Annotated in this window: 21 protein-coding genes and 1 pseudogene; 16 read left to right on the top strand and 6 right to left on the bottom strand. The window is 49.3% G+C overall.

The window, feature by feature from the left end; all coding sequences use genetic code 11:
• The first annotated feature begins 202 nt into the window (after window positions 1-202).
• The 3 genes from guaB (at window position 203) to ACVA53_RS08810 (ending at window position 5,348) form a co-directional block, all read left to right on the top strand.
• A complete protein-coding gene (gene guaB, locus ACVA53_RS08820) occupies window positions 203-1,666 on the top strand; it encodes an IMP dehydrogenase (RefSeq protein ID WP_255040654.1) in 1,464 nt (487 codons plus the stop codon).
• Between the two features lie 114 nt (window positions 1,667-1,780).
• Entirely contained in the window at window positions 1,781-3,364 is a 1,584-nt protein-coding gene (guaA, locus tag ACVA53_RS08815; RefSeq protein WP_255040655.1) for a glutamine-hydrolyzing GMP synthase, read from the top strand.
• Between the two features lie 424 nt (window positions 3,365-3,788).
• Window positions 3,789-5,348, top strand: coding sequence for an AbgT family transporter (locus ACVA53_RS08810; protein WP_255040656.1), 1,560 nt, complete (start codon window positions 3,789-3,791; stop codon window positions 5,346-5,348).
• Between the two features lie 70 nt (window positions 5,349-5,418).
• On the opposite strand, the gene fghA is transcribed toward ACVA53_RS08810, so the two are convergent.
• Complete coding sequence (gene fghA, locus ACVA53_RS08805; RefSeq protein ID WP_274125119.1) at window positions 5,419-6,261, bottom strand: S-formylglutathione hydrolase; 843 nt, start codon at window positions 6,259-6,261, stop codon at window positions 5,419-5,421.
• A gap of 62 nt (window positions 6,262-6,323) precedes the next feature.
• Window positions 6,324-7,454 (bottom strand): S-(hydroxymethyl)glutathione dehydrogenase/class III alcohol dehydrogenase, encoded by a 1,131-nt coding sequence (locus ACVA53_RS08800; protein ID WP_255040657.1) that lies wholly within the window; start codon window positions 7,452-7,454, stop codon window positions 6,324-6,326.
• 203 nt (window positions 7,455-7,657) lie between these two features.
• Between ACVA53_RS08800 and ACVA53_RS08795 the strand changes: the two genes are divergently transcribed.
• Entirely contained in the window at window positions 7,658-8,527 is an 870-nt protein-coding gene (locus tag ACVA53_RS08795; protein ID WP_255040658.1) for a LysR substrate-binding domain-containing protein, read from the top strand.
• A 102-nt stretch (window positions 8,528-8,629) separates the two neighbouring features.
• Window positions 8,630-9,166, top strand: a complete 537-nt coding sequence (gene tadA, locus ACVA53_RS08790) for a tRNA adenosine(34) deaminase TadA (protein WP_255040659.1) — start codon at window positions 8,630-8,632, stop codon at window positions 9,164-9,166.
• Window positions 9,167-9,201: 35 nt separating this feature from the next.
• Here tadA and ACVA53_RS08785 read toward each other — a convergent pair whose 3' ends face one another.
• The 3 genes from ACVA53_RS08785 to ACVA53_RS08775 form a co-directional block, all read right to left on the bottom strand.
• Complete coding sequence (locus tag ACVA53_RS08785; protein ID WP_255040734.1) at window positions 9,202-9,351, bottom strand: hypothetical protein; 150 nt, start codon at window positions 9,349-9,351, stop codon at window positions 9,202-9,204.
• A 342-nt stretch (window positions 9,352-9,693) separates the two neighbouring features.
• Window positions 9,694-11,157, bottom strand: a complete 1,464-nt coding sequence (mltF, locus tag ACVA53_RS08780) for a membrane-bound lytic murein transglycosylase MltF (RefSeq protein ID WP_255040660.1) — start codon at window positions 11,155-11,157, stop codon at window positions 9,694-9,696.
• A 200-nt stretch (window positions 11,158-11,357) separates the two neighbouring features.
• A complete protein-coding gene (locus tag ACVA53_RS08775; RefSeq protein ID WP_255040661.1) occupies window positions 11,358-11,480 on the bottom strand; it encodes a hypothetical protein in 123 nt (40 codons plus the stop codon).
• A 241-nt stretch (window positions 11,481-11,721) separates the two neighbouring features.
• Between ACVA53_RS08775 and purL the strand changes: the two genes are divergently transcribed.
• From purL to ACVA53_RS08755, 4 genes and pseudogenes are all read left to right on the top strand, one after another.
• Complete coding sequence (gene purL, locus ACVA53_RS08770; RefSeq protein WP_446504912.1) at window positions 11,722-15,633, top strand: phosphoribosylformylglycinamidine synthase; 3,912 nt, start codon at window positions 11,722-11,724, stop codon at window positions 15,631-15,633.
• A gap of 478 nt (window positions 15,634-16,111) precedes the next feature.
• Entirely contained in the window at window positions 16,112-16,516 is a 405-nt protein-coding gene (locus ACVA53_RS08765; RefSeq protein ID WP_255040663.1) for a hypothetical protein, read from the top strand.
• A gap of 117 nt (window positions 16,517-16,633) precedes the next feature.
• Window positions 16,634-16,972 (top strand): nitrogen regulatory protein P-II, encoded by a 339-nt coding sequence (gene glnB / locus ACVA53_RS08760; protein ID WP_255040664.1) that lies wholly within the window; start codon window positions 16,634-16,636, stop codon window positions 16,970-16,972.
• Window positions 16,973-17,191: 219 nt separating this feature from the next.
• Window positions 17,192-17,275 (top strand): annotated as a pseudogene (locus ACVA53_RS08755) (DNA starvation/stationary phase protection protein); the annotation flags it as partial.
• A 128-nt stretch (window positions 17,276-17,403) separates the two neighbouring features.
• Here ACVA53_RS08755 and ACVA53_RS08750 read toward each other — a convergent pair.
• On the bottom strand, window positions 17,404-18,021 hold the full coding sequence (locus tag ACVA53_RS08750) for a YitT family protein (RefSeq protein ID WP_255040665.1): 618 nt from the start codon (window positions 18,019-18,021) through the stop codon (window positions 17,404-17,406).
• 443 nt (window positions 18,022-18,464) lie between these two features.
• Here ACVA53_RS08750 and glyA point away from each other — a divergent pair, with 443 nt between their 5' ends.
• The 7 genes from glyA to nusB all read left to right on the top strand — a co-directional run bounded on the left by glyA (window position 18,465) and on the right by nusB (window position 24,408).
• Window positions 18,465-19,715, top strand: coding sequence for a serine hydroxymethyltransferase (glyA, locus tag ACVA53_RS08745; RefSeq protein ID WP_446504911.1), 1,251 nt, complete (start codon window positions 18,465-18,467; stop codon window positions 19,713-19,715).
• A gap of 166 nt (window positions 19,716-19,881) precedes the next feature.
• Entirely contained in the window at window positions 19,882-20,331 is a 450-nt protein-coding gene (gene nrdR / locus ACVA53_RS08740) for a transcriptional regulator NrdR (RefSeq protein WP_255040667.1), read from the top strand.
• Window positions 20,332-20,380: 49 nt separating this feature from the next.
• On the top strand, window positions 20,381-21,535 hold the full coding sequence (gene ribD, locus ACVA53_RS08735) for a bifunctional diaminohydroxyphosphoribosylaminopyrimidine deaminase/5-amino-6-(5-phosphoribosylamino)uracil reductase RibD (RefSeq protein WP_255040668.1): 1,155 nt from the start codon (window positions 20,381-20,383) through the stop codon (window positions 21,533-21,535).
• A 1-nt stretch (window position 21,536) separates the two neighbouring features.
• The gene (locus tag ACVA53_RS08730; RefSeq protein ID WP_255040669.1) at window positions 21,537-22,193 is read left to right on the top strand and encodes a riboflavin synthase; all 657 of its coding nucleotides are present in this window, start codon (window positions 21,537-21,539) and stop codon (window positions 22,191-22,193) included.
• Between the two features lie 34 nt (window positions 22,194-22,227).
• Window positions 22,228-23,331 (top strand): bifunctional 3,4-dihydroxy-2-butanone-4-phosphate synthase/GTP cyclohydrolase II, encoded by a 1,104-nt coding sequence (gene ribBA / locus ACVA53_RS08725; RefSeq protein ID WP_255040670.1) that lies wholly within the window; start codon window positions 22,228-22,230, stop codon window positions 23,329-23,331.
• Window positions 23,332-23,470: 139 nt separating this feature from the next.
• Entirely contained in the window at window positions 23,471-23,941 is a 471-nt protein-coding gene (gene ribH, locus ACVA53_RS08720) for a 6,7-dimethyl-8-ribityllumazine synthase (protein ID WP_006646664.1), read from the top strand.
• Window positions 23,941-24,408 carry a transcription antitermination factor NusB gene (gene nusB / locus ACVA53_RS08715; RefSeq protein WP_255040675.1) on the top strand — a complete coding sequence of 156 codons (468 nt, stop codon included), beginning with the start codon at window positions 23,941-23,943 and terminating at the stop codon, window positions 24,406-24,408. The genes ribH and nusB overlap by 1 nt, the downstream gene beginning before the upstream one ends.
• Window positions 24,409-24,449 lie beyond the last annotated feature (41 nt).

The raw sequence follows: 24,449 nt of genomic DNA, 5'->3' as shown, positions 1-24,449 counted from the left end.
GCCTGGGCAGATCTATGGACAGATCTTGGTCGTAATATGCTGACCGCAGCACCGGAAACTTAACCGAAATATACTACACAGCAAGACAAATTTGTCAATTAAATAAATTAAAAAAAGTCTAGCCAATCGATTGCTTCACCCGTATAATTCGTCCGCAATATTTTATCCTTCTTTAAACCTCTACTTGGTGTGAGATATTGCAATGTTACGAATCAAACAAGAAGCTTTGACTTTCGATGATGTCCTACTGGTTCCAGCCCATTCTACTGTACTGCCTAACACTGCCGATCTGCGCACCCGCCTGACGAAAGACATTACGCTGAACATCCCTATGGTGTCTGCGTCAATGGATACAGTGACAGAAGGTCGCCTGGCAATTGCCCTTGCCCAGGAAGGCGGCATTGGTTTTATCCACAAGAACATGTCCATTGAGCAACAAGCCAATGAAGTTCGCATGGTGAAAAAATTCGAAGCCGGTGTGGTTTCTGAACCTGTTACCGTGAAGCCTTACAACACAATTGAAGATGTGAAGCGTCTGACAATTGAAAACGGTTTTGCCGGCTACCCTGTTGTTTCTGATACCAATGAGCTTGTTGGTATTATCACTGGCCGTGACGTTCGTTTTGTGACTGACCTTTCGATGAAGGTTGAAGAAGTGATGACGCCAAAAGATAAACTGGCTTCTGCTAAAGAAGGCGCATCGCGTGAAGAAGTTGAAGCTATCATGCAGCAGTACCGCGTTGAGAAAGTACTGCTAGTCAACGATGACTTCCAGCTTCGTGGTATGATCACCGCGAAAGACTTCCAGAAAGCAGAGCGTAAGCCTAATGCATGTAAAGATGAGCGTGGCCGTCTTCGCGTAGGTGCAGCCGTAGGTGCTGGTGCAGGCAACGAAGAGCGTGTTAAGGCGCTGGTAGAAGCAGGCGTTGACGTACTACTTATCGATTCTTCACACGGTCACTCTGAAGGCGTACTTACCCGAATCCGCGAAACGCGCGAAGCGTTCCCTGATCTGCCAATTGTTGGTGGTAATGTCGCTACGGCTGAAGGTGCTCGTGCGCTTATCGACGCTGGTGTAAGCGCTGTGAAAGTGGGTATTGGCCCAGGTTCTATCTGTACTACCCGTATCGTTACCGGTGTGGGTGTACCTCAGGTAACGGCTATCGCTGATGCAGTTGCTGTGGCTGACCAGTTCGATATCCCTGTTATTGCCGATGGTGGTATCCGTTTCTCTGGCGATATGTGTAAAGCCATTGCTGCTGGCGCATCATGTGTCATGGTCGGTTCAATGTTCGCAGGTACGGAAGAAGCACCGGGTGAAGTTGAGTTGTACCAAGGCCGAGCTTACAAATCTTACCGTGGCATGGGTTCTTTGGGCGCAATGTCGAAAGGGTCTTCTGACCGTTACTTCCAGACGGATAACGCAGCTGATAAGTTGGTTCCTGAAGGTATCGAAGGCCGTGTTGCTTACAAGGGCCACATGAAAGAAATCGTTCACCAGCAAATGGGTGGCCTGCGTTCAAGCATGGGCCTAACCGGCTCTGCGACTATCGAGGCGCTGCGTACCAAAGCTGAATTTGTTCGCATTTCAGGTGCCGGTCTGAATGAATCACACGTTCACGATGTGACGATCACCAAAGAAGCACCAAACTACCGCTTGGGTTAATTTTCATCAGCTGCACCTGCAACTGACGAAAACGTTTGCCTAAACGCGAAACTTGTATAAGATCGGGGGCGTTTTTATGCCCCCACCTTTCCATTATTTTTTGAGACAGCTCGAATGACCACGACCACAAATATTCATGACCAGCGTATCCTGATCCTGGACTTTGGTTCCCAGTACACCCAGCTTATTGCACGCCGTATCCGTGAAATTGGTGTTTATTGTGAACTATGGAGCTGGGACGTTGATGAAGCGGATATTCGCGACTTCAACCCTAACGGCATCATTCTTTCTGGTGGCCCGGAAAGTGTGACTGAAGAAGGTTCCCCTCGCGCACCGCAGTATGTGTTCGATGCTGGTGTACCTGTATTCGGTGTTTGCTACGGTATGCAGACAATGGCCGAGCAGCTTGGTGGTAAAGTAGCGGGTTCAACTGAACGTGAGTTCGGTTATGCTCAGGTTAAAGTGGTTGAGCCAACTGCTTTCTTCCAAAATATCGAAGATTCAATTGCTGAAGATGGCAAGGCACTGCTAGATGTATGGATGAGCCACGGTGACAAAGTGGTCGAAATCCCATCTGATTTCGTTAAGGTCGCGGAAACTGAAACCTGCCCTTACGCGGCAATGGCCAATGTAGAGAAAAATTTCTACGGTGTGCAGTTCCACCCAGAAGTTACCCATACTCGTCAGGGTATGCGCATTATTGAGAACTTTGTTCTGAACATCTGTGGTTGTGAGAAGCTATGGACGTCGGCGAACATCATTGATGACGCTGTTGCACGTATCAAAGAGCAAGTGGGTGACGATGAAGTGATCCTTGGCCTGTCAGGTGGTGTTGATTCTTCTGTTGTTGCGATGCTTATCCACCGTGCGATTGGTGACAAGTTGACATGTGTGTTTGTCGACAATGGCCTGCTTCGTTTGAACGAAGGTGAGCAGGTAATGGAAATGTTTGGCGATCACTTTGGCTTGAAGATTGTACACGTCAAAGCCGAAGATCGTTTCCTCGATGCACTTGCGGGTGAGGCAGAGCCGGAAGCTAAGCGTAAGATCATCGGCCACGTATTTGTTGATGTGTTCGATGAAGAGTCGAAGAAACTAGCCAATGCGAAGTGGTTGGCACAGGGTACGATTTACCCAGATGTTATCGAATCAGCAGCATCGAAAACCGGTAAGGCGCATGTTATCAAGTCGCACCACAACGTTGGTGGCCTGCCTGATGATATGGAAATGGGCTTGGTTGAGCCGCTAAAAGAGTTGTTCAAAGATGAAGTTCGTAAGATTGGTCTTGAGCTTGGCCTGCCTTACAACATGCTTTACCGCCACCCGTTCCCGGGTCCTGGCCTAGGTGTACGTGTACTGGGTGAAGTGAAGAAAGAATACTGTGATTTGCTACGTCGTGCTGATGCTATCTTCATCGAAGAGTTGCACAAAGCGGATCTGTACAACAAAGTCTCGCAGGCATTTACTGTGTTCCTACCTGTTCGCTCTGTGGGTGTAATGGGCGACGGCCGTAAGTACGATTGGGTTGTGTCACTGCGTGCGGTTGAGACTATCGACTTTATGACGGCACACTGGGCTCACCTACCATACGATTTCCTGGGTAAGGTGTCTAACCGTATCATCAACGAAGTCGACGGCATCTCACGTGTTGTTTACGATGTATCGGGTAAGCCACCAGCGACGATCGAGTGGGAATAATCCTCTCGCGAATACTAAGCGTTGCTTAGATTGACTGAATAACAAGAAGCACCCTCGGGTGCTTCTTTTTTTTGGCTAAACTGTAGTGACGAAAAGTTGCTTTGTGTGGTATTCGAATAGATGTGATACCCGTGGGGATGACTTAGGAATGAGATAAGGAAATAATTTACACAAATGAAAGTATTGTTGTGCTTTGGGATGGGGCTTGTAACGTGCTTGTTAGTGTAATGTTTTGCGTTAATATTTTATTACAATATGCTATTGTTGAATTTGCCGAATGCATGGTGAATCGTGCGTTTTTGTTTGAACTTTTCATTACAATTCGCCGCAAGCTTTTTCTGTTGCAGAAAAAACGGATTGACGGCGATAAAACCACAATCTAACGCCGCAAACTTACAACATCACTAATGACCATGGAGTTCCCATGAGCAATCAAGCTGTCAACAAGACACCGAATGAATCGCCAAGTGCGATGAATAAGTTTCTTAATTTTATCGAGCGTACAGGTAACAAGATCCCTGATCCTGCCTTGCTCTTCTTCTGGGGATTGATCCTTGTTTGGGTTTTATCTGCAGTTTTCTCTCAGTTCGAATTTGGCTTAATTCACCCTGTTTCTGGCCAAGCAGTAGAAGTTAACAACCTACTGACGGGTGAAGCGTTTGCAAACTTCCTTGCGACCATGGTGACTAACTTCACCGGTTTTGCACCACTGGGTATTGTGCTTGTAGCAATGCTGGGTGTGGGTGTTGCTGAGGCCTCTGGCTTTATCAATACTGGTTTGAAGAAGATGCTGAACGTAACACCAGCTAAATTCATTACTCCGGTATTGATTCTAGTTGCTATCGTATCGCACACAGCTGCTGATGCAGGTTACGTACTGGTAATCCCTCTGGGTGGTATCATCTTCCACGCAGCAGGCCGTCACCCACTAGCGGGTATTGCAGCTGCATTTGCGGGTGTATCAGGTGGCTTTGCAGCAAACTTTATTCCTTCAGGTATCGACCCACTATTGGCTGGCTTCACCCAAGAGGCGGCACAAATTCTTGACCCTGAGTATATTGTTAACCCGTTATCAAACCTATTCTTCACCGGTTTGTCTTCACTGCTTATTGTGAGCATTGGTTGGTACATCACTGATCGCGTTATCGAGCCTCGTCTATCTCAGACGGCTATTGATGATGATGCAGAAGAAGCACCGGATATGGGCTCTTTCACAGAGCTAGAAAGTAAAGCTTTCTCTCGTGCTGGTTGGGCGATGATGGCCGGTATTGCCGTACTGATTGTGGCGCTGATCCCTGAGACATCACCACTGCGTAACCCAGCAGGTGAAATCACCGCATTCAACGCACCGGTAATGCAGTCTATCGTACCGCTAATCTTTATCTTGTTTGTGATCCCTGGTGTGGTTTACGGCAAGGTTGCGGGTACGTTCAAAGCAAGTGACGATATTATCAAGTCAATGTCTGCCACGATGAGCAGCATGGGTAGCTTCATGGTTATGGCGTTTTTCATCGCGCAATTCCTTGTTGCCTTTACTCAATCTAACCTTGGTACGCTACTCGCTCTTTCTGGTGCTCAGCTTCTTCAAGCGATGAACTTACCGGGTCAGATAACTATCGTTGGTATGATTCTACTAACAGCATTCGTTAACCTACTGGTTGGTTCAGCATCTGCGAAGTGGGCCTTGATCGGTCCTATCATGGTGCCGATGCTAATGGCTGTTGGTATTTCTCCTGAGCTGACTCAGGCGGCATACCGTGTTGGTGATTCTGTATCTAACATCATTTCTCCAATGATGGTGTTCTTCCCGCTAGTTGTTGTTTACATGCAGCGCTACGTGAAGAGCTCAGGTATCGGCTCTCTGGCTTCAATGATGATGCCTTACTCGATTGCAATGCTGATTGGTTGGACTATCTTCCTACTTATCTACTGGGCAATCGGCATTCCTCTAGGTATCCAAGCACCTTATACTTACGGCATGTAATTTACTTTGCTGAACAAAAAGCCCCTTGATTGGGGCTTTTTTATGTCAGTCGATAACCTCAGGCAACTGCTCACAGAAGATGCTGGGCATGGAAGCGCAGGTGATCGTCAATAAAGCTGGCGATGAAATAGTAGCTATGATCGTAGCCTTCCTGCATACGCAGTTCGAGCGGGTAGTCGATGCTTTGAGCGGCTTCAGCAAGAGAATCAGGTTTCAACTGCTCCTCTAGGAAGCTGTCTTGATCCCCTTGGTCAACTAGCGCAGGAACGGGCTGCTGGTTATTCTTGAGCAACTCTGTGGTGTCGTATTGCAGCCAGCTGGTGCGATCGTCACCAAGGTATCCACTCAAGGCTTTTTCACCCCAAGGGCAATTTACCGGGTTGCTGATCGGGCTGAAGGCAGACACTGAGCTGTAGCGAGATGGATTGCGCAAGGCAATCATCAAAGCGCCGTGACCACCCATTGAGTGGCCGCTGATCGCTCTCTTATCACTCACCGGGAAGTGTTCTTCGATCAACGCCGGTAGCTCATTCACGACATAATCATACATTTGGTAGTGGCGGTTCCATGGTGCCTGGGTTGCATTGACATAGAAGCCTGCTCCCAAGCCGAAGTCGTAGGCCCCTTCGGGATCATCCGGTACCCCTTCACCGCGTGGGCTGGTATCCGGCGTCACAATAGCAATACCTAGTTCTGCTGCCAGGCGCTGGGCACCGGCTTTTTGCATGAAGTTCTCATCGGTGCAGGTCAAGCCCGACAACCAGTAAAGTACTGGGACTTTTGCCCCTTGGGCTATGTGCGGCGGGAGGAAAATGGCAAAGCGCATGTCGCAGTTCAGTACTGCAGAGTGATGGCTGTATTGTTTGTGCCAGCCGCCAAAGCTTTTGTTCCAACTTATGTTTTCGATAGTCATTAGCGTCTCTTTCGTAGCCTAAGTTACTAGACTAGACTCCCGCGGGAGCCTAGCCGGTAGCATTATTTGTCGTAGTGGATGACTGAGCGGATGCTCTTACCTTCATGCATCAGATCAAAGGCTTCGTTGATGGCATCCAAACCCATGGTATGGGTAATGAAGTCATCCAACTTGAACTCACCTGCCATGTAGCGTTCAACAATCTCAGGTAGTTCTGAGCGGCCTTTCACACCACCGAACGCAGAGCCGCGCCATACACGACCAGTTACCAACTGGAACGGACGGGTAGAGATTTCCTGACCAGCACCGGCAACACCGATGATCACCGACTCGCCCCAACCTTTGTGGCAGCACTCAAGGGCTGAGCGCATGACGTTGACGTTACCGATACATTCGAATGAGAAATCCACGCCACCATCGGTCATTTCGACAATCACTTCCTGAATAGGCTTGTCGTAGTCGTTAGGGTTGATGCAGTCTGTCGCACCGAGCTCTTTCGCCAATGCGTATTTACTTTCGTTGATATCGACACCGATGATTCGGCTTGCACCAGCCATCGTTGCACCAATGATTGCCGATAGGCCGATCCCGCCAAGACCAAAGATAGCAACAGTATCGCCCTTTTGTACTTTGGCTGTTTTCAGCACTGCACCCATACCGGTAGTGACGCCACAGCCTAGCAGGCAGACTTCTTCCAATGGTGCTTCTTTGTTGACTTTAGCCAGTGAGATCTCAGGCAGTACCGTGTACTCGGAGAACGTCGAGCAGCCCATGTAGTGGTAAATTGGCTGGCCATCTTTGTAGAAACGGGTGGTACCGTCGGGCATCAAGCCTTTCCCTTGGGTTTCGCGGATCTGCTGGCATAGGTTAGTTTTGCCTGACTTACAGAACTTACACTCGCCGCATTCAGGGGTGTAAAGCGGAATAACATGGTCGCCGACTGCTACGCTCGTCACGCCTTCACCAACCATTTCAACAATACCGCCGCCTTCATGGCCGAGGATTGCCGGGAAGATCCCTTCTGGATCATCGCCTGATAGTGTAAATGCATCAGTGTGGCAGACACCTGTTGCGATAATGCGAACCAGTACTTCGCCTTTTTTCGGCAGCATCACATCAACTTCTTCAACAGAAAGAGGCTGGTTCGGACCCCATGCGATGGCAGCTTTGGATTTGATAAATTGCTCAGACATTTCATTTCTCTCTTATGATCGTTGGGCTAAGCCCTATGTTGTTCCTACGGTTGCTATAACAGTAGGAGAGAATGTTTACCGATGGTGCAGCGAGTGTGTGTGGTGCTGCTTCGTTGTGATGGGCTTAGTATATTTGTTTCTTGGTGGATGATAATTGCTCTATAATGCAAATAACTTTTTCCATTGTGTAATAATGGTGGGGTATGTTTTTGTGGGAAGGGGTGAGTGAATTTGTTGCGGTAGCAGAATCCGAGAGTTTTACGGCCGCGTCCAAGCAGCTCGGTATCTCCACGGCCCAAGTTAGTCGCCAGGTCAGTGCGTTGGAAAACCGACTCAATACCAAGTTGTTTTACCGTACAACCCGTAAGGTCTCGCTGACCGAAGAAGGCACCATTTACTACCAGCATTGCCGCCGTTTGATGGATGGGCTGGAAGAAGCCGAAAGGGCGATCAGCGATCGACGCGATACCCCACAGGGGAGCCTTAAACTAACGGCACCTTATACCTATGGTGAGCAGTACATCATGCCGCTGGTGGTCGATTTTATGCAGCTGTACCCCGAAGTAGATGTAAATATGGTGCTGACTAATCAAACGGTGGATTTGGTTGAGGGGGGATATGACTTGGCGATCCGTCTTGGCAAGCTCAGTAGCTCGACCATGATGGCCAAGCGCTTGGCTAGTCGTACTCAGTTTGTCTGTGCTTCACCGGCTTATTTGGCAAAATTTGGCGTACCGCACTCGCTGTCTGAACTTCGTCACCATAATTGCTTGATGGGTAATTATGATCATTGGCGTTTTCAAGAAGCAGGTAAAGCGCGCAGTATGAGGGTTGACGGTACTTTACGTTGTGCTAGTGGACATGCTTTGCGTGATGCCGTGTTGAAGGGAATTGGCTTGGTGCAGTTACCTGATTACTACATCAGTGATGATCTGGAGAAAGGTGCATTGGTTACGGTGTTGGATACGTTCCGTGAGCCTGATGAAGGGATCTGGGCGCTCTATCCCCATAACCGGCACTTATCGCCTAAGGTTCGTTTACTGGTGGATTTTTTGGCCGAATCATTGGCGTAGGATAACCGCAGGGAGGCCCAATACCTCGCATCCCTCGGGCTTTTGGGTATAATCAGCGGCCACAAGTAATAGCGAGTAAAATCATTCATGTCAGAGCGATCTATGTCAGAGCCAACCAGGACAGATGCAGCCCCTGAATTTAACGATGAAGACTTTATGCGCCGTGCCATGGAGCTCGCATCCCGTGCCGAAGAGGCCGGTGAAGTGCCGGTCGGTGCTGTGGTGGTCTATCAGGGGCGGGTTGTCGGGGAGGGCTGGAATCGATCCATTACCCAGCATGACGCCACTGCCCATGCCGAAATCATGGCTCTGCGCCAAGCCGGTCAGGTGCTGCAGAACTACCGTCTGATCGATGCCACTTTGTATGTGACGCTAGAGCCATGCCCTATGTGCGCTGGTGCCATGGTGCACAGCCGTATAGGCAAGGTGGTTTTTGGTGCCCATGATCTGAAAACTGGCGCAGCAGGCAGCATCATGAACTTGCTTAGCTACGAGCAGGTCAACCATCATGTGTTAATTGAGTCTGGGGTGTTAGCCGATGAGTGCCGTCATCAGTTGCAGGCTTTTTTCAAGCGCCGTCGGGCCGAGAAAAAAGCTGAAAAGAAAGCGCGCCAGCAGGCCGCTGATAAATCTAGCTAACCACTCCCCCCATATTTTTCAGTCGATTGAAGCGATTAGATCCCTGCCGAACTGTTAATGATATAGCTTCGTTGACGCCAAAGAATTTTCTTGCGGGTATTCGCGTTAAGTCGCTTGCGTCGAGTGGCAGCGGATGCTATCCGCATGCGCATGTTATTACTGATTTTCTTGTTCGAAAAGCGCATAGAGCCTCTCCTTTATACCAATCTGGATAAGTCGTTGATCAAGTATTTGCACTGGAAAAATCGTTGTTATTAAGGCAGATATTGCAGTAACTAGTGGCTCTAATTACAAAATATCTAACGCAGAGAACAGCGATTTTAACCTGCAAGACTGATCAAATATTTATGTAGGTTGGTATTAGAGCCGCTCGGAATCGGAGCGAGTAAAAACCGTATTAGGGCTAGTATCTCTTATTCCCTGTTATCTCTCTAACGGTAGCGGTCACGCTTTTCGATCATTTTTCACACATAAGAACAGAAAGGTGTGAGCAAGATCCCCCTGCCAGAGCAGGGGGGAAGTGCAGATTAGTTGCTGGCTGTTTTGTTCGGTGCTGTCGCATCAGACGGTATTATTTCTTCACCGTCTGGAAGTTGCAGGGCAAGCACCTCTGTTGATGGCGTTATGGTATGCAAGCCATCAATCAATTCGATGTCATCAAGCTGCGGCTCTTGGCTGTGGGCTTGCTCGTAGCCGATAATGCTCTGGTAGTAACGACGGATATTCTCGACATAATGTAGCGCCTCATCACCACGGGCATAGCCATAGCGGGTTTGTTTGTAGTATTTGCGCTGGCGCAGCAGTGGCAGGCGTTGCTTCACATCACTCCAGGCATCTGCGTTACCGCCCTGTGACAGGGTGAGGCGGCGGGCGTCCATTAAGTGGCCGAAGCCGACGTTATATGACGCCAGGGCAAACCATACCTTTTCGTGCTCTTCGATACTGTCCGGGATCCTGTTTATCATCTTACGCAGGTACTCGGTACCGCCGCGGATACTCTGTTCCGGATCCAGTCGGTTTTTTACCCCAACCGAGCGTGCTGTCGGCAAGGTCAGCATCATCATCCCGCGAACCCCTGTTGGTGATACTGCGCGTGGATTCCAGTGTGACTCCTGATACGACAGGGCTGCAATCAAACGCCAGTCAAATTCGTTGGCATATTGTTTGAACAAACCTTCCCACTTTGGCAGCTTGCCTTCTACAGCACGCAGGAAGGCTCGAGTATCGACATAGTCGAACTTGTCGACGTGGCCAAGGTATTTCTCTTCCAACTTGGCCAGCTCACCGTTTTGCTGGATTTCACCGAAGAACTCGATCAGCAGAGCATACAGGCTGTCATCACTATTCTGGTTGACGAACCAAGCGATAGGCTCATCTTCGGTCAGTTCCAGTGCAGTGGTGACATCCGGCAAGATCCGCTGGTTAAGAGCAATATCGACTGAATCGGCCAAGGTATAGTCGAGCTCACCGATAGCCACTTGGCGCAGTAACTCGTCGCTGTCGATTTCTTCAAGCGACTGCCATTCAAGGGTAGGGTGTTCTTGCTTGAGTGCTTGTAATGTTTTCTCATGGCTAGAGCCGCTGACCACAGCTAGCGAACCTTTGTTTTCGGCCAGATCTTCTACACTGCGAGGGCGCCATTGGCCTTTTTTGTAGACCACTTTCTGACTGGCATAATAGTATGCCGGTGCGGCGCGAAAGTGCGCCAAGCGCTCATCGGTCATGGTCAGGCCAGCGGCCAGGATATCAACATCACCACGATTGAGGTTAGGAAACAGGCCGGATAGGGTGAACATGGCCTTCATTTCCAGCTTGACGCCAAGCTTGTCGGCAAAGCGGTGGGCCAGTTCGTAATCCAACCCGGTTGGACCTTCATTACCAATATAATAAGAAAGTTGGTTGTTGAGTGTTCCGACGCGCAAGACGCCTTCTTCGCGGATCCGTTCTAGTTCCGTGCGGGGATCTTCCTGCCACAAGCAACCGTTGAGCATGAAGAGGCTCAATAGTAAGGCAATGAATTGTTTAAAACTTGGATTCGGTCGAAGAGTGCTCAACGATGTATGCTCTTGATAAAAACAGGACGTCCTTTATACCAAAGCTCGTCCGATCCGCAAAATAATCACAGTGTTTTGGCGGCAGGTTTTCCGTGGTATGGCACATTTCTTAAATCATAAATCGTAAAAAAATGTAATTACAACGGGCGGTTCTCGTGGCGCTTTTCGTCGGCATTACCGCTTACTGACGTCAGCGCGGCACTCTCATAACAAGGCCGACTTGTCAGAATATGACCACAAACCGCTGCAAAAAGAACCATAACGGATCTGCTGCCCCTCATATCTCTCTGTTTTTGGCTCGGATTGAAAAAAAAACACGCAAACGGTTGCGTCAGGTGTTACGTCACAAAAAAAATTCCCTTATACTACGCCCCATCATGAGCTGCTCGCCTTAAACGGGTAATGGCAAATGAGGTGACATTGACGTAATTGTCTCGGCATCTGGCCGGGGGTTAGGCCAATATCACCTTTCTTCAACTGCTAATCGAGAGACGTTCGCACATGGAAATTTTGCGTGGTTCACCCGCACTGTCTGAGTTTCGCGTTAATAAGCTACTAGAGCGTTGCCGTGAATTGGATCTGCCTGTGTCAGGTATTTATGCTGAGTTCATGCACTTTGCAGACTTGTCTTCGCCACTGAGTGCGGAAGAGCAAGAAAAGCTAACAAGCTTGCTGACTTACGGCCCTACGATTGCAGAGCACGAGCCGTCTGGCCTATTGCTGCTGGTTACCCCTCGTCCGGGAACAATCTCCCCATGGTCATCGAAGTCCACTGATATCGCCCGCAACTGTGCCCTTGAGCAGATCAAGCGCCTGGAGCGTGGTACGGCTTACTACATCGAAACCTCGGTTGAGCTATCAGCTGAGCAAGTGGTCGTGCTAAAAGGCCTGATTCATGACCGCATGATGGAAGTTGTTTTTACTGAATTTGATTCAGCAGTCGCCCTTTTCCAAGTTGCTGAACCAGCGCCTGTTGCTGATGTCGATCTCCTTTCTGGCGGCCGTAAAGCACTTGAAGAGGCCAACGTGACGCTAGGCCTTGCCCTTGCTGAAGATGAAATTGACTACTTACTAGAAAGCTTTGTGACTAAGCTTGAACGCAACCCGACAGACATCGAACTGATGATGTTTGCCCAAGCGAACTCAGAGCACTGCCGTCACAAGATTTTCAACGCAGATTGGACAATTGACGGCGTTAAGCAAGAAAAGTCTCTGTTCAAGATGATCAAGAACACGTTCGAAACCACGCCGGACCATGTTCTGTCTGCTTACAAAGATAACGCCGCCGTAATGACGGGTTCTAAAGTGGGTCGTTTCTTCCCAGATCCTGAGACTCGTCAGTACAACTACCATAACGAAGATGCGCACATCCTGATGAAGGTTGAAACGCACAACCACCCAACGGCTATTTCTCCATGGCCGGGGGCTTCTACTGGTTCTGGCGGTGAAATCCGTGATGAAGGCGCAACAGGTATCGGTGGTAAGCCAAAAGCCGGTCTTGTTGGTTTTACGACTTCTAACCTACGCATCCCTGGTTTCGAACAACCATGGGAAACGGATTTCGGTAAGCCGGGTCGTATCGTTAACGCACTAGACATTATGCTAGAAGGCCCATTGGGTGGTGCTGCGTTCAACAACGAATTTGGTCGCCCAAACCTGCTGGGTTACTTCCGTACCTACGAAGAAAAAGTGAACTCTCACGCCGGTGTCGAAGTACGTGGTTACCACAAGCCAATCATGATTGCTGGTGGTATGGGTAATATTCGTGACGAGCACGTGCAAAAGAAAGAGATCCCAGTAGGTGCAAGCCTAATCGTTCTGGGTGGTCCTGCGATGAACATCGGCCTTGGTGGCGGCGCTGCATCGTCAATGGCGTCAGGTCAATCTGCAGAAGACCTAGATTTCGCATCTGTACAGCGTGAAAACCCAGAGATGGAACGCCGTTGTCAGGAAGTGATCGACCGTTGTTGGCAGCTGGGTGATGATAACCCAATCGCATTTATCCACGATGTAGGTGCGGGCGGTATCTCTAACGCACTGCCTGAGCTTGTCGACGATGGCGAGCGTGGTGGTATCTTCCAACTGCGTGACGTACCAAACGATGAGCCGGGCATGAGCCCACTCGAGATCTGGTGTAACGAATCGCAAGAGCGTTATGTAATGGCTGTTGCGCCAGAGCATATGGCAGCATTCGATGCTATCTGTAAGCGTGAACGTGCACCGTACGCCGTTGTGGGTGTTGCCACCGAAGAGCGTGAGCTGAAACTTGAAGATTCACACTTCGACAACACGCCAATCGACATGCCAATGGACATCCTATTGGGCAAAACGCCGAAGATGCACCGTGATGCAACGACGCTAAAAGTTGATAGCCCGGCGATTGTTCGCGATGGTATTGAAATCAACGAAGCGGCTGAACGCGTACTGCGCCTTCCTACCGTTGCTGAGAAAACATTCCTTATTACTATCGGTGACCGTACCGTAACGGGTCTTGTGGCTCGCGATCAAATGGTTGGTCCATGGCAGGTGCCGGTCGCTAACTGTGCTGTAACCGCGGCCAGCTACGATTCTTACCACGGCGAAGCAATGTCGATGGGTGAGCGTACGCCAGTTGCACTACTAGACTTTGGTGCGTCTGCACGCCTAGCTGTCGGTGAGTCGCTAACCAACATCGCTGGTACTGATATCGGTGATATCAAGCACATTAAACTGTCTGCCAACTGGATGTCGCCAGCGGGTCACCCAGGTGAAGATGCTGGCCTTTACGAAGCTGTTAAAGCGGTCGGTGAAGAGCTTTGTCCAGCATTGGGTCTGACTATCCCTGTGGGTAAAGACTCCATGTCGATGAAGACCAAGTGGGAAGAGAACGGCGAAAACAAAGAAGTGACGTCTCCACTTTCGCTTGTTATCACTGCCTTTGGCCGTGTTGAAGATGTCCGCAAAACGGTCACGCCTCAGCTGCGTACCGATAAAGGTGACTCTTCACTGGTTCTGGTTGACCTGGGTAACGGTAAGAATCGTTTGGGTGCGACTGCACTGGCACAGGTTTACAAGCAGCTTGGCGACAAGCCAGCAGACGTTGATAACGCAGAGCAGCTAAAAGGCTTCTTTGATGCAATGCAAACACTGGTTCGTGATGACAAGCTGGTTGCTTACCACGATAAAGGCGATGGCGGCTTATTCGTCACGCTGGCAGAGATGGCATTTGCCGGTCACTGTGGTGTGAAAGCTGATATTGCGGGTCTTGGCGAAGACACGCTAGCGGCGCTGTTTAACGAAGAGCTAGGTGCCGTTGTTCAAGTTAAGAATGACGACCTAGACGCGGTGAAAGCGGTATTGGCAGCGAACGGTCTGGCGACATGTACTCACGTTATCGGTAGCGTAGAAGCATCGGATAACGTAGTGATCACCTCGGGCGACGCTGTGGTACTAGAACGTTCACGTATCGAGCTACGCACTATTTGGGCTGAAACCACACACAAGATGCAAGGCCTGCGTGACAATCCAGCTTGTGCTGACCAAGAGTTCGCGGCGAAGAAAGACAACACCGATCCAGGTCTGAACGCTAAGCTAAGCTTTGATATCAACGAAGATGTTGCCGCGCCGTTCATTGCCGGTTCGATGGTAAACACCGGTGCCAAGCCTAAGATGGCAATCTTGCGTGAGCAGGGTGTTAACTCACACGTTGAAATGGCAGCAGCCTTTGACCGTGCAGGCTTCGAAGCAACCGATATCCACATGAGCGATATCCTGACTGGTCAAGCCGCCCTTGATGAGTATCACGGCCTAGTGGCTTGTGGTGGCTTCTCTTATGGTGACGTACTGGGTGCAGGTGAAGGTTGGGCGAAGTCTATCTTGTTCAACGCACAAGCTCGCGACCAGTTCCAGGCATTCTTCAACCGTGACAACACCTTCTCGCTAGGTGTGTGTAATGGTTGTCAGATGCTGTCGAACCTGAAAGAGCTGATCCCAGGCGCTGACCTATGGCCACGATTCGTTCGCAATGAATCAGAGCGTTTTGAAGCACGCTTCAGCCTGGTTGAAGTACAGAAGTCTGATTCTGTCTTCTTCGACGGCATGGCCGGCTCTCGCATGCCAATCGCGGTATCTCACGGTGAAGGGCGTGTAGAAGTTCGTGATGCAGACCACCTAGCAGCGATTGAAGCATCTGGTACAGTCGCGGTGCGTTACGTGGACAATCACGGTAACCCAACGCAGCAGTACCCGAATAACCCGAATGGTTCACCGAATGCGATTACCGGTCTGACAACGCAAGATGGTCGTGTGACTATCATGATGCCTCACCCAGAGCGTGTATTCCGCACTGTAGCGAACTCTTGGCACCCAGATGAGTGGAGCGAGAACAGCCCATGGATGCGCATGTTCCGCAATGCCCGAGTGAATATCGGCTAAGCTAATCGCTTAATATTGATGAAAAAAACCGCTCCCAGTGAGCGGTTTTTTATTGTCGGTATCATTTTTAGGAAAAAAAGTTAGTACTAAATGCAATTGTATGATTAAGCTGAAGTTATCCACCCGGTGATTTATTCATTTGGCATAAGCCCAAAGGTGGACTGTAGCACTCAATATTGAAGGCCCGCACCGGGCAAGGGTCAGTGCCTTGTTCCGTTGCCCGCTCAGTGAAGAGCAGGTCGGAGCCGCCTAGCGTACTGGCATATCGGCAATCACCCATGCTGCCACTGCAGCCAGTAGGGTTAGGACCATCTCGGGTTTACTGGGAACCTATTGCTATAACAGGGTCTAAAATATGGAGGAAAAAAACTCAATCGTTCAAAAATTGAATAGTTGTTGTACTGGATAAAATACCCGCATAGAATATGCGCTTATTTTTTCAGACTATCATTACCGCTTTCATGGAAGAGAGACAATAATGGATGTAACACGTCGTGGACTGCTCCTGGCTGCCAAGGGCCTCGCAGTACTAGTAATGATCTGCCTAGTAAGATATGCCGACAGTTTTGCCCTGATTTTTAGCTTAAATCAGGTCGGAATTGTACCAAGCTATATCGCTATCTTGGTTCTGCTTTCTGGTGTCGGTGCGATACTCGGTCTTGGCCGTGGAAATCGCTGGGGATTTATCCCGCTCTACTTTTTTATTCCCGCAATCACCATGTTCTTCAACTACAGCATAATCCCCTATCTGCCTCAGTTGTTTAGCCCTGAGTTTAGGGGAATGGCGATCTTTTTCCTCAATAGCAGTGTGCTAGTTTTTTCTGTTCTGCTGTTACTGAAAATGATGGACAATGATGTCATATTCTCGATAGAAAAATACTGAAACGCTGATCTTTCAGCATCAGGCTTTTGATATACTTCACTTAAATTAATCAGGTCGCTGGCAGAGCCCCAATCTTATTTCTGCCAACAGCACCATGCTCAGCAAAGGATGATGAGAATGAAAAAAATTGAAGCCATTATCAAGCCGTTTAAGCTTGATGATGTTCGTGAAGCGCTAGCCGATGTCGGTATTAGCGGCATGACCGTTTCCGAAGTCAAAGGTTTCGGCCGTCAAAAAGGCCATACCGAGCTATACCGCGGCGCAGAGTACATGGTCGACTTCTTGCCGAAAGTGAAGCTGGAAATTGTTGTCGCCGATGACGTTGCCGAGCAGTGTGTCGATACCATTATCGAAACCGCACAAACCGGCAAGATCGGTGACGGTAAGATCTTCATATTTGATGTTGAGCGCGTGGTGCGGATCAGGACTGGCGAAGAGGACGAGGACGCCATCTAAAATCCTCTCTGTCGTCACAGTTTCATCCTCTGGCGGTATCGGAAGTGCTCATTTATGCGTATAAACTCCGCGCTCCCTCTGCGTTCTTGAGCGAAATCCCTTTGCCCTCATCTCAATTGGCCATTGGCAGGTGGCTATCGGCCAGTGGAAGAGCAAAGGGCAGGAGCAAGAGCTTGACTGGGGAAAGTTATTCCACAATCCTGAGTCGCCCATCGCTGTGATGAGGGGACTGCCGCAATCATGGGCGATTATATCCGCGAGCAAGAAAAGTTGATGTGGATACTTAATGCATACAGCCATTAAATAAACACAAAAAAGAGGTCGCAGGAAGCGACCTCTTTTTTTATTTTTAGCCTCTAGCCTCTAGCCTCTAGCCTCTAGCCTCTAGCCTCTAGCCTCTAGCCTCTAGCCTCTAGCCTCTAGCCGAGATCTTAACTTGCTTGCGGCTTCAGTTCGCCACTGTAACGACCCGGTTTGTGGTTCATCGCCAAAACCAAATTCAGCACGAATGCGCCGACGATCGAGAACAGCAATACCATAGGACTGACAAGGAAGAAGGAGGCGACCAGGATGGTCATATCAATGCCCATCTGCAATTTGCCGGCTGACCACCCCATTTTTTCCTGTAGAAACAGTACCAAGACGTTAAAGCCGCCAAGACTGGTTTTGTGGCGAAATAGGATCAGCATACCCAGCCCCATCAATAAACCGCCGATCAATGCGCAGTAAAGTGGTTCGAGACGGCTGATCTCCAGCACATGGTGCATGTTGTCGGTAATAATCGAAACCAGTCCACCAGAAATAATGCTGGTAATAGCAAAGCTTTTACCCATTCTGAACCAGGCCATCAGGTAAAACGGGCAGTTCATCATAAAGTACAGCTGGCCAAAAGACAGATCGACAAACTGACTGACCAGCAGGGCCAGACCGGTTGTACCTCCGGTAAGAAGGTCGGCTTGTTGGAGAAAAAAAACCCCTTGGGCAACGATGAAAGTACCGGTAAGAATAGCAATGATATTTTCTTTCAGTGAATGATGATAACCGCTCAAGACAACACTCCTTATGTTTATACGCGCATGATATAGACCATTGCTGACGAGCGTGATAGAAGGAGGCAAATCTGTTTACTCGAAGGTGTACAAAATATATTACGCAGTCGTAAAAATTTAATTTCATGTATTACTTGTAATGTGGGTATTTTAACTCTGGTTGTCCATGCGGGGGAGGTGAACAACTTGAAAACAATTCATATCAAAAATGAAATAAATACCAATAAAAAGTCACATTAGGGGTATCTGATTTAGATCAAATTATGTAAAATACTGCGTTATCTACAGGCGAGACGAAAACGTTTGCGTCCCCGTGGCGCCTAGCTTTGAGGCTTTTCCGTTCTTCGCCAATTTTGTGTGTTTACTGCCTTTTTGTCAGCGCGGCTATTAACGGGTTTACAGAGACAAAAAGGACTAAAAACAATCTGAGTCAGGAGAGACAGATGCTAAAGCGCGACATGAATATTGCCGATTACGATGCTGAACTATTTGCAGCGATTCAGGAAGAAACGGCGCGTCAGGAAGAGCACATCGAGTTGATTGCTTCTGAGAACTATACCAGCCCACGCGTGATGGAAGCCCAGGGCTCCCAGCTAACCAATAAGTATGCGGAAGGCTACCCGGGCAAGCGTTACTACGGTGGTTGTGAGTACGTCGACAAGGCTGAGCAACTAGCTATTGACCGTGCTTGCGAACTATTTGGTGCTGAGTACGCCAACGTTCAGCCTCACTCAGGCTCTCAGGCGAACAACGCTGTTTACATGGCGCTATTGAATGCCGGCGATACTGTATTGGGTATGAGCCTGGCACACGGTGGCCACCTGACTCACGGCTCTCCAGTCAACTTCTCGGGTAAACTGTACAACATCATTCCTTACGGTATTGATGAAGCTGGCCAGATTGATTATGCCGAAGTGGAAGCGCTGGCGCTTGAGCACAAGCCAAAAATGATCATCGGTGGTTTCTCTGCCTACTCTCAGATTGTTGACTGGAAGCGCATGCGTGAAATCGCAGATAAAGTCGGTGCGTACTTCTTTGTTGATATGGCGCACGTTGCCGGTTTGATTGCCGCAGGCGTTTATCCTAACCCGGTGCCACATGCACACGTTGTGTCAACAACGACGCACAAGACACTGGCAGGTCCTCGTGGTGGCCTGATCCTATCAACGGCGGGCGAAGACCTATACAAAAAACTGAACTCTGCGGTATTCCCTGGCGGCCAGGGTGGCCCACTGATGCACGTGATTGCAGCAAAAGCGGTGGCCTTCAAAGAAGCGATGGAGCCTGAGTTCAAAGATTACCAAGCACGCGTGGTTGAAAATGCCAAGGCGATGGTGGGTGAATTCCTTGATCGCGGTTATAAGATCGTGTCTGGTAGCACTGAGAACCACCTATTCTTGGTCGACCTGATTGACAAAGGTATTACAGGTAAAGAAGCGGATGCGGCACTGGGCGCAGCGAATATTACGGTGAACAAAAACAGTGTACCGAACGACCCGCGTAGCCCGTTTGTTACTTCTGGTATCCGTGTTGGTACGCCAGCGATCACTCGCCGTGGCTTTACGGTTGAAGATGCCAAGAAACTGGCTAACTGGATGTGTGATGTGATGGATAACATCGACAACCCAGAAGTGATTGAAGCGACTAAAGTCAAGGTGCTGGAAATCTGTAAACGCCTACCTGTTTACGCGTAATCTCCAATGCCATTTGGCGACGATAACCCAATATAAAAAGGGCCTGCAGACTGCAGGCCCTTTTTTATGTATTTTTTGGCGGAATATAAAGGAGAAATTTTATGGTAATAGTCTCCCCCTGTTATTGAAATGGGTTACACTGGTGCGACGAAGTTGAGGAGGCAAGATGCATTGTCCTTTTTGTGGTGCTAATGACACCAAAGTAATAGATTCTCGATTGGTGGCCGATGGTCATCAGGTTCGTCGTCGCCGTCAGTGCCTAGCATGTAGTGAACGTTATACAACGTTTGAAACCGCTGAGTTGGTGATGCCACGGGTGATCAAGACAAATGGTAACCGTGATCCGTTCAATGAAGATAAATTGCGCGGTGGGATCCAGCGTGCGTTGGAAAAACGCCCAGTCAGCGCCGATGATATCGAGAGTGCTATCAATACTATCAAGTCGCGCCTGCGTGCGACCGGTGAGCGAGAAGTACCATCGGAAATGATTGGTAATTTGGTGATGGAAGCACTGAAAGAGCTAGATAAAGTCGCCTATATCAGGTTTGCTTCTGTTTACCGTAGTTTTGAAGACATTCGTGAGTTTGGTGAAGAAATCGCTAAACTAGAAAAATAATTGAGGCCGGACGTGATGTGCCGGCTTTTCTAACCAATACTGAAGTCTCATGTTCTCATCTATCGACCACGCCATGATGCTACGTGCTATTACGTTGGCGAAGAACGGTCAGTACACGACTACCCCAAACCCCAATGTTGGCTGTGTCATCGCTCATGGCGATGAAGTTGTCGGTGAAGGCTATCATTACCGTGCAGGCGAACCTCACGCTGAAGTCTACGCCCTTCGCGCCGCTGGTAGCAAAGCTGCGGGGGCGACTGCCTATGTCACTTTGGAGCCTTGCTCTCACTATGGCCGCACCCCGCCATGCGCTAAAGCGTTGGTAAAAGCTGGAGTGAAGCGCGTAGTTTGCGCCATGGTTGACCCCAACCCGAAAGTGGCTGGTCGTGGTATTACGATGCTGCAGCAAGCGGGCATCGAAGTGCAAACAGGCCTGCTCGAGCAAGATGCCGAAGCACTAAACCCCGGCTTCATCAAAGTGATGAAAACCGGCCTCCCGTTTGTCCAGCTGAAACTGGCCGCAAGCCTTGATGGCCGTACCGCGTTGGCGAATGGCGAAAGCAAATGGATCACCGGCCCTGCAGCAAGGGCTGATGTTCAACGCTATCGCGCCAGAGCTGGCGCTATATTGTCAACCAGTGCAACAGTACTTGCTGATGACCCATCGCTGAATGTACGTTGGATAGAGCTGGGTGATAAGGTCCAGCAAGCCTACCCGCAGGCAGAATTGCGCCAACCGGTTCGGGTTGTGATTGACAGCCGGAATAGAGTGACACCGCAGCATCATTTGGTTAGCCTGCCGGGCAAAACGGTACTGGCGAGAAAACAGGCTGACATGCAACAATGGCCGCAAGATGTTGAACAACTGGTCATTAAAGAAGGGGAGGGCGTTGACCTTCCTGCCTTGATGGCTGAGTTGGTAAAGAACAATATTCACCATATCTGGGTTGAAGCTGGAGCTGGCCTTGCGGGCGGTTTGTTGCAAGCTGGATTGGTCGATGAGCTGATCCTATACCAAGCGCCTAAATTGATGGGCAGCGATAGCCGCGGGTTAATTGATCTCAATGGCTTGGTGTCGATGGATCAGGTTCCCGAACTGAGCGTGACGGATGTGCGTATGGTAGGAGGGGATATTCGTATCACATCCCGTGTCCAAGCCCATATCCAAACAGATATACTCAATCAGACAAAGCAAAAGGTTTGACATGTTTACAGGCATTATTGAAGCCGTGGGTACAATTACTGCCCTGACCCCTAAAGGCAAAGACATTTCTGTGACGGTGGACTCCGGCAAGCTAGACCTATCCGATGTAAAATTGGGGGATAGCATTGCAACCAACGGCGTGTGTTTGACCGTTGTTGCACTGACTGGATCAGGCTACGTAGCCGATTTGTCATTGGAAACACTCAAGCGTACCGCATTTGTGGAATACCGTGCGGGACAGAAGGCAAACCTAGAAAAAGCCATGTTGCCGACCACACGTTTCGGTGGCCATATGGTGTCTGGTCATGTTGATGATGTGGCAGAAGTCATTGAACGCAATCAAACCGGTCGTGCGATTGAGTTTTGGTTGAAGGCACCGGCCCATTTGGCGAAATATATTTCGGAGAAGGGTTCAGTGTCGGTTGATGGGATCAGCCTAACGGTTAACGCTATCCGTGGTGATGAGTTCAAGCTAACCATCGTGCCACATACGGCATCGGAAACCACGATGGAAGCATTTACGCCGGGTCGTAAGATCAATCTGGAAGTGGATGTGATCGCCCGTTATCTCGAGCGCTTGATGCTGGGTGACAAGGCGGCGGAGCCAAAAACTGAAGTGTCTATGGATTTGCTGGCCCGCAGCGGGTTCCTTGGATAAACAGACAGAATATAAACAAGAATAAGGTAGCGATATGGCTCTAAGCAGCGCAAAGGACATCATCGAAGATATCCGCCTAGGAAAGATGGTTATCCTAATGGATGACGAAGATCGTGAAAATGAAGGCGATCTGATCATTGCGGCGGAAAAAATCACGCCTGAAGCAATTAACTTTATGGCCCGCCATGGCCGTGGGTTGATTTGCCTGACCTTGACTAAATCTCGCTGTCAGCAACTGAAGTTGCCATTGATGGTGCAAGATAACACCGAACAATTTAGCACTAACTTCACCGTATCGATTGAAGCGGCAGAAGGGGTGACTACCGGCATTTCGGCTTCCGATCGTGCTGTTACCGTACAGGCGGCTGTTGCTGCCAATGCGTCGCCGGCTGATATTGTGATGCCAGGCCACATTTTCCCGCTGATGGCGCAAGACGGTGGAGTCTTGGCCCGTGCTGGCCACACAGAAGCAGGTTGTGATATTGCACGCCTTGCTGGTTTAGAACCAGCCAGTGTGATTGTCGAAATCCTCAATGAAGACGGTACTATGGCACGTCGTCCGGATCTCGAGCTCTTTGCTGAGCAGCATGGCCTGAAACTGGGCACGATCGCAGATCTTATTGAGTACCGTAACAATAACGAAACGACTATCGAACGTGTCGCGCAGTGTACTCTGCCAACAGAATTCGGTGACTTTGAGATGATCACCTATCGTGACACCATCGACAACGAAGTCCACTACGCGTTGCAAAAAGGCGATGTGGTCGAAGGTGAACCAACCTTGGTACGTGTTCACCTGCAAGATACATTTAAAGATATTCTTCACTCGGGTGCTACCCAGTGGACACTGCCATCGGCAATGAAGCGTATTGCTGAAGAAGGCGGGGTATTAGTGGTGTTAAGCAAGGCCGAAAGCCAAGAATCGATCATCACCAAAGTCCAGAGCATGGCAGCTAAGGAAGAAGGTAAACCTGGAGTGAAGCTGAACCCGAAGGATCAGTCTCGCCAGGTGGGGGTGGGTTCGCAAATCTTGTCTGATTTAGGCGTTTCCAAAATGCGGCTGTTGTCGTCCAGCACCCAGCGCTACCATTCACTATCAGGCTTTGGCCTCGAAGCGGTTGAATATATTTGCGAATAACGCATAACTCAAAATTTACCCCAAACATTGCCGGTATGGGGCGGGAAAGAGCTTGAAGATGCCAATTGGTATAACGCATAAAGTGTGATAGACTCCCGCGGTTTCTCATACCGGAAAAGACATAGTCACAGGAAGGCCCATGAAGGTAATTGAAGGCGCCATCGCGGCACCAAATGCAAAAGTTGCTATCGTAATCGCACGCTTCAACAGCTTTATCAACGAAAGCCTACTTTCAGGTGCGCTAGACGCTCTGAAACGTCAGGGTCAAGTAAGTGAAGACAACATCACCGTTGTTCGTTGCCCAGGTGCATATGAGCTACCGCTTGTTGCTCAGCAAGTTGCTAAAAGCGATCGTTATGATGCTATTGTTGCGCTTGGCTCTGTGATCCGTGGCGGTACGCCACATTTTGATTATGTTGCCGGTGAGTGTAACAAAGGTCTGGCTCAGATTGCTCTAGAGTACAATACTCCAGTTGCATTCGGTGTTCTGACTGTAGATTCTATCGAACAAGCCATTGAGCGTGCCGGTACCAAGGCTGGTAATAAAGGGGCAGAGGCTGCACTAAGCGCGCTTGAAATGGTTAATGTCCTGTCCCAAATTGAATCCTAATGGGGGTTAGTGTGAAACCAGCCGCACGTCGTAATGCACGTCATTTTGCTGTACAAGCAATTTATTCATGGCAAATTACCAAAGGTAATGTTGCTGATATCGAGCAACATTTTCTTACTGACGATAAATTCGAAGAAGAAGAGCACCAGGCGGAAGCTCCGGCACTTGCAGCACCACATACAGATGTTGCTTATTTCCGTGATCTGCTAACAGGTGTAGTGCTGAACCATCAGGAACTGGACAGCAAAATGCGTCCGTACCTGTCGCGTCCTCTACAGGACTTGGATCAGATGGAACTAGCGCTACTTCGTCTTGCTATGTACGAGATGACCAAGCGTGATGACGTACCATATAAGGTAGTTATCAACGAAGCTATCGAGTTGGCAAAAGCCTTCGGTGCAGAAGATAGCCACAAATTTGTGAATGGTGTGCTGGATAAGGCTGCGCCATCACTTCGCAAGAAGTAATTACAACGCTATTATAAAAGGCCAGCAATGCTGGCCTTTTT

Source organism: Photobacterium sp. DNB23_23_1 (assembly GCF_052873815.1).
The sequence above is the reverse complement of the archived record's forward strand: the minus strand, read 5'-3'. Positions and strand labels throughout refer to the sequence as shown.